This window comes from Microcoleus sp. AR_TQ3_B6, from assembly GCF_036702785.1.
GTDB lineage: Bacteria > Cyanobacteriota > Cyanobacteriia > Cyanobacteriales > Microcoleaceae > Microcoleus.
In genome coordinates this window covers 46226-58353 of record NZ_JAUBVJ010000050.1, presented here as the reverse complement: position 1 = coordinate 58353, position 12128 = coordinate 46226, and the positions used below count along the sequence as shown (strand labels likewise).

Below are 12128 nucleotides of genomic sequence, written 5' to 3'. Positions count from 1 at the left end.
CAAAATAGATGGCTGTTAGTAGGCGACGAGAAAAAGCAAGCAGAAGCTTGGTTAAAAATTCATTTTAACTCAGAACAACCGCCTTGCGTTCCGACGGACTTGCATTGCGAATACATTACTGAAAGCATCAAAAATGGCAATAACTTGATGACTCAGGTGTTTATCTCTTATTCCGAGCGGGACCGGGAAACAATGGAGAAAATTCGCAACAGTCTGAGGCGAGAAAGTTTGACAGTTTGGACGAATACAACCGATATTCAAACCGGAGAAGATTTTCAAAGTGCGATCGATCGCGGCATCGAACAAACCGATAATTTGGTCTATCTACTCTCGCCGGACTCTGTAGAATCCGAGTATGTTCGGAAAGAAATCGACTATGCCCTATCGCTGCACAAGCGAATTATCCCCGTTTTAGTGAGAGAAACGCCACCAGACTCGATACCAAACGCATTGCAAGGCGTGCAGTATATCGACCTCACAGACAACGTAAAAGAAGACGATTACGTACTAGATGAAAGTAAATTGCTGAAGATTATACATCAGGATGAAGTTTACTACAACGAGCATAAAGTGTTGCTAACTCAAGCCTTGAAGTGGGAGCGACAGAATAGAAATCCGAGTATTCTGCTGCGAGGTTATAACTTGCGAAGTGCAGAGGCGTGGTTGAAGGTAGGGCAGAAACGGACCCAGCATTGCCCGACAGCATTAATAGAAGAATTCATTGCGGAAAGTTTGCGGCAACCGCCCTTGGAGTCCCTAGATGTTTTTATTTCATATTCTCGCGCCGATTCGGATTTAGCCAGAAAGCTCAATAACGAACTGCAACTACAGGGAAAAACTACATGGTTCGACCAAGAAAGTATTGCCTCGGGTTCAGATTTTGCGCGAGAAATCGAGCAGGGAATCCAATCGTCGGATAATTTCTTATTTATTCTGTCCCCCCAGGCGGTAAATTCACCCTATTGCGCGATGGAAGTCGAGTATGCAGCCAAGTTGAACAAGCGGTTTGTGACGCTGCTGCATCGCGCGGTAAATTCAGCTCAATTGCATCCGGAGTTAGCCAAAGTCCAGTGGATAGATTTCAATCAAAACGATGGGGATTTCAATGCCAATTTTAATCAATTGGTCAGAACCCTGGATACAGACAGAGAACACTTACAGAATCATACGAAATGGTCTCAGCGGGCCTTGGAGTGGCAGCAAAAAAATCACACGAAAGATCTACTATTGCGCGGGAGTGAATTGGCGATCGCCGAAGTGTGGTTGAAAGACATTCAAGCACAAAAGAAACAGCCGGTCGCGACGGAGTTACAAAAGACATATATAGCCAAAAGTAGCGCCGAAAAACGCAAAAGTAAGATGCTATTAAGGGGAGCGGTCGTGGGGGCGCTCTCGATCATGACACTTGCCACTATTGCCACAACACTTGGGATAATAGAGGCGCAAAAGAAAACTGCAATTGCCAAGTTAGAGGAAAATGCTGGCCGCGTACAGACTTTGCTCGATGCCGATCCCGTAGAGGCACTGATTCTGGCGATTAAAGCCACAGGTGAAAGCCAATCTGCATCGCCCGATGTTCGCCGGGAGACGTTTGCCCACGTGCAGTCTAGCTTGCGCGATGTCGCCGGAGATGCCAGAGAGCGCAATCTCCTGACAGCAAACGCAGAGGGAGTGGCCTCGTTAGCGTTGAGTCCAGACGGCAAAACCCTCGCGAGTGCGGGTGAAGACGGGACGATTCGCCTGTGGGATACGGACGGCTATCCCATCGGTCAACCGATGAACCCGTTACTCAATGGGCTTACACCCCCCCTCGATTCCGTGGCCTGGAGTCCAGACGGCAAAAAGATCGTCAGTGGCGATGATAAGGGCAGGATTCGCTTGTGGAACATCTCTGGTAAGCTCATGGGCCAAGGCTTCAAAGGGCATCAAGGCCGTGTCTCGTCAATCCGATTTAGCCCCGATGGTAAAACGATCGTCAGTAGCGGCTCTGACGGGACGATTCGCCTGTGGGACACTTCGGGCAATCCCGTCGGTAAACCCTTCCAAGGGCATAAGGGTGGGATTCGATCGATCGCATTAAGTCCCGATGGCAAAACCATCGTCAGTGGCGGCGATGACAAGACAATTTGTTTGTGGACTCGTCAGGGTCAACTCATTGGTCAACCTTGGACGGGGCATGAGAAGGAGGTTGCGTCAGTGGCCTGGAGCCCCAATGGTAAAACCATTGCCAGTGGCGGGGTAGACGGGACGATTCGTTTGTGGAACACCTCGGGGAAACCTATCGGTCAACCCTTCAAAGGCCATGAGGGTGCGCCGATAGGGTCACTCGCATTTAGTCCCACGGGTAGAGCCATTGTCAGTGGGGGGACGGATGGAACCATTTCTCTTTGGGATCTGGGGGGGAATCCTCTCCTGAGTCATCCCCTCATCGGGCACGTGGGTACAGTCTCGTCCGTGGCCTGGAGCGCCGATGGCAAAACCATTTTCAGTAGCGACGATATCGGGACGATTCGTCTGTGGGATACAGGCGGCTACCTCATCGGTCAACCCTTCACCGGGCACGAATTTGGAGTATACTCAGCAGCATTTAGCCCCGATGGCAAAACCATTGTCACTGGTAGCTTTGACAAGACAATTCGCCTCTGGGACACGAATGGCAATCCCATCGGTCAGCCCTTTAAAGGACATACAGATGCGGTCTTTTCAGTGGCATGGAGTCCAGACGGCAAAACCATTGTCAGTGGTAGCGCGGACAAGACGATCCGACTGTGGACTCGCAAGGGCAATCCCATCGGTCAACCCTTTAAAGGACATCAAGGTACAGTCGAGGCAGTGGCCTGGAGCCCCGATGGTAAAACCATTGTCAGCGGTAGCGATGACAAGAAGCTCCGCCTGTGGAATACTTCAGGCAAGCCGATCGGTCAACCCTTTGAGGGACATACAAAGTGGGTCATGTCCGTGGCCTGGAGTCCGGACGGCAAAACAATCGTCAGCGGTGACTATGGCGGGAAAGTTCGCCTGTGGGATACTTCAGGCAATCCCATCGGTCAACCCTTCAAAGGGCATAAGGATGGGGTCTACTCGGCGGCCTGGAGCCCGGATGGCCTCACGATCGTCAGTGGCAGTCGGGACAATACAATTCGCCTGTGGGATACTTTAGGCAATCCCATCGGTAAACCCTTTGTAGGACACGCCAATTCAATCTACTCGGTGAAATTTAGCCCGGATGGCAAAACCATTGCCAGCGGTAGTTACGATAAGACCATTCGCCTGTGGGACACGGATGGCAATGCCATCGGTCAACGCCTGAAGGGACATACGAAAGCAGTCACTTCAGTTGCGTTTAGCCCGGACGGTAAAACCATTCTCAGCGGCAGTATCGATCGCACGCTTCGCCTATGGCGCCTTGGCACTTGGCAAGATTGGCTGAAGATGGCGTGCAACCGAGTAATTTTACATCCCGTTTTAGTCGCGCCCCAAACGCAGTTTGGTGAGGATACGGAAATCCTCTCCGTGGCGAAAGAGGCGGGGAAAACTTGTCAAAGGCTGGCCTGGAACCCGGAGGAAAACGCCCAGTTTTTAGTCAATCGAGGTCGATCGAGCGCGCGGCAAGGCGATTTTGGCCTAGCCATGGAGACGTTCCAACAGGCCCAGAAATTATCGCCCACGATTAAGGTGCCAGCAGAGAAAAAGGTTAAACGGTGGGCTGCTGAAGGTTCGATCGAACAAGGGGAAAAGCTAGTCAAAGAGGGTAAAGTTCAGGAAGCAGTGGATGCCTTCTTGAAAGCAAAGCAGTTCGACGCAACTTGGAAGATCCCTCAAAAGTCTTGGAATACCCTGTGTTGGTACGGTGCGCTGCACGGAGGGGCAAAGACCGCGATCTCGGCGTGCGATACGGCGGTGGCACTTGCACCGGGCAATATCGACTTTCGAGATAGTCGTGGGCTGGCCCGGGCGCGGATGGGGGATACGGCAGGGGCGATCGCAGATTTTCAAGCGTTTATCAAGGGTACGGATTCGCCCGACGAAAAAAAACAGCGGCAAGGCTGGATTGATGCCCTGAAGAAGGGTGAGAATCCGTTTACGGAGAAGGAACTCGCTAAGTTGTTGGGATGAGTTCAGGGGGAACAGTTATCAGTTATCAGTCAACAGTGAATTGAGTTGACTGTTGGCTGTTGACTGTTGGCTGTTGACTGTTGACTGTTGACTGTTGGCTGTTGACTGTTGGCTGTTGACTGTTGACTGTTGACTGTTGGCTGTTGACTGTTGGCTGTTGACTGTTGACTGTTGACTGTTAGATGAAGTCAAAAAAGTTCTCACCAACTACGTCAAGAAGCAACCTGAATTCCCTGGGATGAACCTGTTGTAGAGCCCAGCCTACCAAAAGGATTTAATTGACTTGAAATATGCCTGACAAAACTCACCCTCAATCCGGCTTATAGCAAGGCCGAAATCTTGAATTCCTACTTGTATTCATCCACGCCCCATTTACCTATTTCTGACTATGAAAACCAATTTTGACGCTTTTATCTCTTACGGACGAGCAGATAGTCTAGCTTTTGGCAGAAAGTTATACGAGAGATTGAAAGAACAAGGGTTGAATATTTGGTTCGACCAAAACGATATTCCCCTGGGAGTCGATTTCCAAAATCAAATTGACGACGGCATAGAGAAAGCGGACAACTTCTTATTTATCATCGCACCGCATTCGATCAACTCGGCTTATTGCGGCAAGGAAATCGAACTGGCGATTAGGCGCAACAAACGGATAATTCCCTTACTGCACGTCGAAGAGGTCGATCGAACTCTGTGGCAGCAGAGAAAACCCCAGGGAACCGACGAGGAGTGGGAAGCCTACAAAGCCAAAGGATTGCATTCGAGTTATAACAATATGCACCCGGCTATAGGCAAAATCAACTGGGTGTATTTTCGCGAGGGAATTGATGACTTCGAGAAATCTTTGACCGGATTACTTGAATTATTAAAGCGCCACGCCGATTATGTAGAAAAGCATACGGAATTTTTAGGCAAAGCTTTAGAGTGGGAACGGCAGCAAAAACAACATCGATGGTTGTTAATTGGCGATGAGAAAAAGCAAGCAGAAGCTTGGTTAAAAATTCGTTTTAAAGATGAACAGCGGCCTTGCGTTCCGACGGACTTGCATTGCGAATACATTACTGAAAGCATCAAGAATGGCAATAACTTGATGACTCAGGTGTTTATCTCTTATTCCGAGCACGATCGCGAAACAATGGAGAAAATTCGCAACAGTCTGAGGCGAAAAAGTTTGACCGTTTGGACGAATACAACCGATATTCAAACCGGAGAAGAGTTTCAGAGTGCGATCGATCGCGGCATCGAACAAACCGATAATTTAGTCTATCTGCTATCGCCGGACTCTGTAGAATCCGAGTATGTTCGGAAAGAATTAGACTATGCCGTATCGCTGCACAAGCGAATTATCCCCGTTTTAGTTCGATCGACGCCACCAGACTCGATACCCAAGGCATTGCAGGGCGTGCAGTATATCGACCTCACCGACAACGTAAAAGAAGACGATTACTTGCTCGATGAAAGTCAACTGCTGAAGATTTTGCATCAAGATGAGGCTTACTATAACGAGCATAAAGTTTTGTTGACCAAAGCACTGAAGTGGGAGCGACAGCACAAGAATCCCAGTATTCTGCTGCGAGGCTATAACTTGCGAAGTGCCCAGGCGTGGTTGAAGGTGGCGCAGAAACGATCGCAGCATCCACCTACGCCTTTGCAAGAAGAATTTATTGCTGAAAGTTTGCGGCAACCGCCTGCGGAGTCCCTCGATGTGTTTATTTCCTATTCTCGTGCGGATTCGGATTTAGCGAGAAAGTTGAACGAGGAACTGCAACTTCAGGGAAAAACGACCTGGTTCGATCAGGAAAGTATTGCATCGGGTGCAGATTTTGCCCAGGAGATTTACCAGGGAATTCAAGTCTGCGATAACTTTCTATTTATTCTCTCACCCCGATCGGTCACTTCTCCCTATTGTGCGGCGGAGGTTGAGTATGCCGCTGGGTTGAATAAACGGTTTGTCACGGTGCTGCATCAGCCGATCGCTCCAGCCGAACTGCATCCAGAGTTAGCCAAGGTACAGTGGATTGATTTCAATCAAAACGATCGGGATTTTAATGCCAATTTCAACCAATTAGTGAGAACGCTCGATACCGACAGAGAACACTTACGCAATCATACGAAATGGTCTCAGCGATCGCTCGAATGGGAGCAAAAAAAGAAGACAAAAGATTTATTGTTGCGGGGAAGTGAATTGGCAGTTGCCGAAGTTTGGCTCAAGGAGACTCAAGCACAAAAGAAACAGCCCGCCGCGACGGAGTTACAAAAGGCATATATTGCCAAAAGTGGGGGGCATAAGCGCCAAAATCGGCTGTTGCTAACCGGGGCAGTTGTGAGTGTGATGGGGGTAGTGACGGCTCTTTGGTTGAACGCTGAAAAAATTGCCACCATTGCGACGCTGCGGGAAAATGCCGCCCGCGCTCAGTTATTGCTCTCGATCGATCCATTGGAAGCAGTCATGCTGGCGATTCAAGCCACAGGCGAAAGCAAATCGTCATTATTTACATCACAGACTGTTCTGCCCCAAGTGCAGTCTAGTTTACGAGATGCCAGCGAGGATGCCAGAGAACGAAATCTCTTACAAGGGCACGAGGATGCGGTCTTGTCCGTGGCATTTAGTCCGGACGGCAAGACGATCGTCAGTGGCGGTGAGGACAAGACGGTTCGGCTGTGGGACACCTCTGGCAAAGCGATCGGTCAGCCCTTCAAAGGGCATGAGGGTCAGGTCAGGTCCGTGGCATTTAGCCCCGACGGCAAGACGATCGTCAGTGGCAGTATGGACGGGACGGTTCGGCTGTGGGACACCTCTGGCAAAGCGATCGGTCAGCCCTTCACAGGGCATGAGAATTGGGTCAGCTCAGTGGCATTTAGTCGGGACGGCAAGACGATCGTCAGTGGCGGCTTAGACAGGACGGTTCGGCTGTGGGACACCTCTGGCAAAGCGATCGGTCAGCCCTTCAAAGGGCATGAGGGTGAGGTCAACTCAGTGGCATTTAGTCCGGACGGCAAGACGATCGTCAGTGGCAGTGATGACGGGACGGTTCGGCTGTGGGACACCTCTGGCAAAGCGATCGGTCAGCCCTTCAAAGGGCATGAGGATAAGGTCAGGTCCGTGGCATTTAGTCCCGACGGCAAGACGATCGTCAGTGGCAGTATGGACGGGACGGTTCGGCTGTGGGACACCTCTGGCAAAGCGATCGGTCAGCCCTTAAAAGGGCATCAGGGTTGGGTCACGTCCGTGGCATTTAGTCCGGACGGCAAGACGATCGTCAGTGGCGGTGATGACAAGAGGGTTCGGCTGTGGGACACCTCTGGCAAAGCGATCGGTCAGCCCTTCAAAGGGCATGAGGGTTGGGTCAGCTCAGTGGCATTTAGTCCGGACGGCAAGACGATCGTCAGTGGCAGTTCGGACGGGACGGTTCGGCTGTGGGACACCTCTGGCAAAGCGATCGGTCAGCCCTTCAAAGGGCATGAGGATGTGGTCAGCTCAGTGGCATTTAGTCCGGACGGCAAGACGATCGTCAGTGGCGGTTACGACGGGACGGTTCGGCTGTGGGACACCTCTGGCAAAGCGATCGGTCAGCCCTTCAAAGGGCATGAGGCTCAGGTCACGTCCGTGGCATTTAGTCCGGACGGCAAGACGATCGTCAGTGGTGGCTTAGACGGGAGGGTTTGGCTGTGGGACACCTCTGGCAAAGCGATCGCTCAGCCCTTCAAAGGGCACGAGGCTTGGGTCTGGTCCGTGGCATTTAGTCCCGACGGCAAGACGATCGTCAGTGGCGGTGATGACAAGACGGTTCGGCTGTGGGACACCTCTGGCAAAGCGATCGGTCAGCCCTTCAAAGGGCATGAGGATGGGGTCTTGTCCGTGGCATTTAGTCGGGACGGCAAGACGATCGTCAGTGGCGGTTACGACAAGACGGTTCGGCTGTGGGACACCTCTGGCAAAGCGATCGGTCAGCCCTTCAAAGGGCATGAGGGTCGGGTCTTGTCCGTGGCATTTAGTCCGGACGGCAAGACGATCGTCAGTGGCGGTTACGACAAGACGGTTCGGCTGTGGGACACCTCTGGCAAAGGGATCGGTCAACCCTTCAAAGGACATGAGGATTCGGTCACGTCCGTGGCATTTAGTCCCGACGGCAAGACGATCGTCAGTGGCGGTGAGGACAAGACGGTTCGGCTGTGGGACACCTCTGGCAAAGCGATCGGTCAGCCCTTCAAAGGGCACGAGGGTTGGGTCAGCTCAGTGGCATTTAGTCCGGACAGCAAGACGATCGTCAGTGGCAGTTCGGACGGGACGGTTCGCCTGTTGCCCGGTGGCAATTGGGAAGATTGGCTGGAGGTGGCGTGCAACCGATTAATCGCGCATCCAATCTTAGTTGCGCCCCAAACGCTGCTTTTTGGGGATACGGAAATGCTCTCCGTGGCGAAAGAGGCGGGGGAAACCTGTCAAAAGCTGGCCTGGAACCCTGAGGAAAACGCCCAGTTTTTAGTCAAGCGAGGTCGATCGATCGCGCGGCAAGGCGATGTGGGCCTAGCCATCACGACCTTCCAACAGGCCCAGAATTTCTCGCCCAGCATTAAGGTGCCAGCAGAGGACGAGGTTAAACGGTGGGCTGCGGTCGGTTCGATTGCCCAAGGGGAAAACCTAGTCCAAGAGGGTAAAGTTCAGGAAGCAGTGAAGGCCTTCTTGAAAGCAAAGCAGTTCGACGCAACCTGGAATATCCCTCCAGAGTCTTGGCATACGCTGTGTAAGTACGGTGTGTACAAAGGGGCAAAGATCGTGCTCTCGGCGTGCGATACGGCGGTGGCACTTGCACCGGGCAATGTCGAGGTTCGAGATAGTCGTGGGCTAGCCCGGGCGCTGACGGGGGATACGGCAGGGGCGATCGCAGATTTTCAAGCGTTTATCGAGGCCACGGATTCGGCAGAGGACAAAAAACAGCGGCAAGGCTGGATTGATAGGCTGAAAAAGGGTGAGAAGCCGTTTACGGAGGAGGAACTCGCTAACTTGTTGCTATGAGGACATGGGGAACAGTTATCAGTTATCAGTCAACAGTGAATTGAATGGTTGTTAGAGTGAATGCTCGATCGCATTGTTAGGATTGAGCTCGCCACTCAACCTCATTTTCAATACCCAATAGCTAGGTTGCCGATCGAGCTATTTTTCTATGTAATATCAAATCCGTTAGCATCGGAATAGTAAATTTGAGCCAACAGTCAACAGTCAACAGTCAACAGTCAACAGTCAACAGCCAACAGTCAACAGTCAACAGTCAACAGTCAACAGTCAACAGTCAACAGTCAACATCATTCCGGTGTAACCGGAAATGATACAACGTTGTATTTTTTCCATGCCAGAATCTTTCTCGATCGAATTTTCCAACGGCCTGACGGCAAAAGCTCTCTATTCTCAAGCCAATGCCGACCTCACCTTAACTCTAGAGCAACTGGGACTCTCTAGTCCGCGTCCAGTCTTCGTGGTCGTTGGCGGTGCCAGTAAACTCAGCGAACTCGATCGCCAACGGCTGCGATCGCTCTTTCTCACGGTTCTGGCTGCCCTCGCCGAGTCTTTAAATGCCTGTGTCGTCGATGGCGGGACTGATGCTGGCGTCATGCAAATGATGGGGGAGGCGCGATCGCAAATGGGTGGAACCTTTCCCCTGATTGGCGTTACCTGCGTCGGTTTGGCAACATTACCCAACCAGCCACCTCCTGCAGAAGATGCCTGTGGCTTAGAACCCTATCACACGCATTTTATCCTGGTTCCGGGTTCGCAATGGGGGGATGAGTCTCCGTGGATGGCGCACACCGCCAGTGTCCTATCCGGTGGTTTGCCCTCTGTGACCATTTTAATCAATGGGGGCGAAATTACTTGGAAGGATGCAGCCCAGAGCGTGGAAGCACAGCGCCCGATCGTGGCGATCGCAGGCAGTGGAAGGACGGCGGATATTTTGGTGGCGGCGTTGCATGGAACGGTGAAAGACGAACGGGCCTCGGCCCTCGTGGATTCGGGCCTGCTACAAGCGGTGGATCTGGATAACCCCAAGGCGTTAGACCGCGTTCTCAAGCAAATTGTAGCAACTGGTAGTGGCGCGTCAAGCTTAAACCTGTAGGGTGTGTTGACCAAAGGGAAACGCACCAGCCTTGAAGTTGCAGGTCAAAGTTTTGAGTTTTTGAATTCATCGGCGGCAATTGACTTTTATTGGGCGATCGTGTTTTGGGCTGAATAGCGATCGCTCAAATCTTGTGTTTTAAATTGTCTGCATCTGGCATTGCTGGCAGATTTGGAATTTGTAACCGCAGATGCAAGCAGATAAACGCAGATAAACGCAGATAAATAGAGATATATTTGATATTATCGGTATTTCTCAAAACCTATGACTCAAGCTTTACCTAAACTCGTAAACTTCGAGGAGTTTGTGGAGTGGCTGCCTGAAAATTCGGCGGTTCGCTACGAACTGCATAATCGAAATATTATTGAAATTGTACAACCAGTAGGCGAACATCAAGAAGTTACAGGCTTTCTTACTGTCGAAATTGCTGTTCAAATCGATCGTCTGGGATTACCATACGGTATCCCCAACCAAGTGATTGTTAGGCCTCCTGAAAAAGATTCTGGTTATTTGCCTGATGTGTTGGTGCTGAATCGGGGAAATCTGGTGAATGAAACTTTGTGGCAAAAACAATCTGTCCTCTGTTTGGGTGCGTCGATACCTTTGGTAATTGAGGTTGTGTCAACCAATTGGCGCGATGATTACTATTTGAAATATGCTGATTATGAGGAGATGGGTATCCCTGAATATTGGATTGTGGATTATGCTGCTTTGGGTGGACGTAATTTTATTGGCAATCCTAAACAACCGACTATTTCTGTGTGTAATTTGGTTGATGGTGAATATCAAGTCCTCATGTTTCGAGAGAACGATCGGATTGTGTCGCCAACTTTTTTTGATTTGAATCTGACTGCAAATCAGATTTTTGGAGCTGGTTTAGTGTAAGCTAATATTTTGAAGATTGGGATTTTTTAACCGCAGATGCACGCAGATAAACGCAGATGAGTAGAGTTAGATGTTAACTGGGCAGGGAGATTTTAGGCTGCTATTTTTGACCGAATACGTAAAAAGTGGTGATGTCGTTCCAAATTCCTTGTTCGGTTTGCAATGCTTCTAGTTCTGCTTCAAATTCAGCCTTGGCTTGGGCTAATTGCTCGGTAGAAAGTGTTGATAATGGCGGCGGATATTGTCCGGAGGCGGGATGGGAACTTCCTGTCCACATGGCTTTGGCTTTTTCTAAACTGATATAGCTACCATCTTGCTCTATTTTAACATCTACATCCTCAAATCCTGCTTGTTGGAGCAGTCTGTGGCATTTTTCAACGGTGCCTGTGGGTTTGCTCATATTGAATGAAATGCTGTATTTTTCGGCTACTTTCTGCGTCACAACTCCGCCCACAAAAGCGGTGTCGGCGAAGGCATGAATGCCGATGATTCCCCCTGGTTTGAGAAATGTGTGCCAGTGAGTGAGGGCTGCGTGCAGGTCCGACATCCAAATGAAGGCTGAAGAGCAAAAAATACGGTCGAAAATATTACCTGGAAAGTCGAGATTTTCGGCATCCGCTAGCAAAAATTCTGTGTTGTTGAGACTTAATTCTTGAGCTTTGTTTCTGGCTATATCGAGCATTCCTGCCGAAATATCTACGCCAATAACCCGTCCTTCAGCGCCCACAATTTGAGCGGCTGCGATCGCCACATGGTCGGTTCCAGTTGCAATGTCTAAAACCTGCTGTCCCCGACTAACTCGCCCGTATTCAACGAGACGCTGAGCAATCTGCAAATGCCAATCGCTATTGTCATAATTTTGGCTTCTGCAGGTGTACAAGTCTGCGATTTCTTGCTTGTATTTGTCTAATTTAGGTTGGTTGCTCATCTAGGTTTTTTCTGTTGCAATTCACAGGCGAGACGCTTCTATACCAAGAATCAGGAGTCAGGGGTCCTATCGTTTACGGTTGTGTCTGAATG

The 12128-nt window shown here is 50.4% G+C and carries 7 protein-coding genes; 5 read left to right on the top strand and 2 right to left on the bottom strand.

The window, feature by feature from the left end; translation table 11 throughout:
* Positions 1 to 4116: TIR domain-containing protein (locus tag QUB56_RS22305; RefSeq protein WP_332958197.1), on the top strand; the 4116-nt coding region annotated here is incomplete at its 5' end.
* A gap of 18 nt (positions 4117 to 4134) precedes the next feature.
* Here the strand turns inward: QUB56_RS22305 and QUB56_RS22300 are convergent.
* Positions 4135 to 4308, bottom strand: coding sequence for a hypothetical protein (locus tag QUB56_RS22300; RefSeq protein ID WP_332958195.1), 174 nt, complete (start codon positions 4306 to 4308; stop codon positions 4135 to 4137).
* A gap of 196 nt (positions 4309 to 4504) precedes the next feature.
* Between QUB56_RS22300 and QUB56_RS22295 the strand changes: the two genes are divergently transcribed.
* From QUB56_RS22295 to QUB56_RS22280, 4 genes are all read left to right on the top strand, one after another.
* Positions 4505 to 9130, top strand: coding sequence for a TIR domain-containing protein (locus QUB56_RS22295; RefSeq protein WP_332958193.1), 4626 nt, complete (start codon positions 4505 to 4507; stop codon positions 9128 to 9130).
* A gap of 185 nt (positions 9131 to 9315) precedes the next feature.
* Positions 9316 to 9441: a hypothetical protein gene (locus QUB56_RS22290; RefSeq protein WP_332958191.1), complete on the top strand. Its 126-nt coding sequence runs from the start codon at positions 9316 to 9318 to the stop codon at positions 9439 to 9441.
* A 20-nt stretch (positions 9442 to 9461) separates the two neighbouring features.
* Positions 9462 to 10223 (top strand): hypothetical protein, encoded by a 762-nt coding sequence (locus QUB56_RS22285; RefSeq protein WP_332958190.1) that lies wholly within the window; start codon positions 9462 to 9464, stop codon positions 10221 to 10223.
* A gap of 264 nt (positions 10224 to 10487) precedes the next feature.
* Entirely contained in the window at positions 10488 to 11108 is a 621-nt protein-coding gene (locus QUB56_RS22280) for a Uma2 family endonuclease (protein WP_332958189.1), read from the top strand.
* 100 nt (positions 11109 to 11208) lie between these two features.
* Here the strand turns inward: QUB56_RS22280 and QUB56_RS22275 are convergent, their stop codons facing one another.
* A complete protein-coding gene (locus tag QUB56_RS22275; RefSeq protein ID WP_332958188.1) occupies positions 11209 to 12036 on the bottom strand; it encodes a methyltransferase domain-containing protein in 828 nt (275 codons plus the stop codon).
* Positions 12037 to 12128 lie beyond the last annotated feature (92 nt).

What these genes read in the sequence shown, in the direction of transcription:
- QUB56_RS22295 (WP_332958193.1), top strand. Translation starts at nt 4,505, where the DNA reads ATGAAAACCAATTTTGACGCTTTTATCTCTTACGGACGAGCAGATAGT.
- QUB56_RS22285 (WP_332958190.1), top strand. Translation starts at nt 9,462, where the DNA reads ATGCCAGAATCTTTCTCGATCGAATTTTCCAACGGCCTGACGGCAAAA.
- QUB56_RS22275 (WP_332958188.1), bottom strand. Translation starts at nt 12,036, where the DNA reads ATGAGCAACCAACCTAAATTAGACAAATACAAGCAAGAAATCGCAGAC.
- QUB56_RS22280 (WP_332958189.1), top strand. Translation starts at nt 10,488, where the DNA reads ATGACTCAAGCTTTACCTAAACTCGTAAACTTCGAGGAGTTTGTGGAG.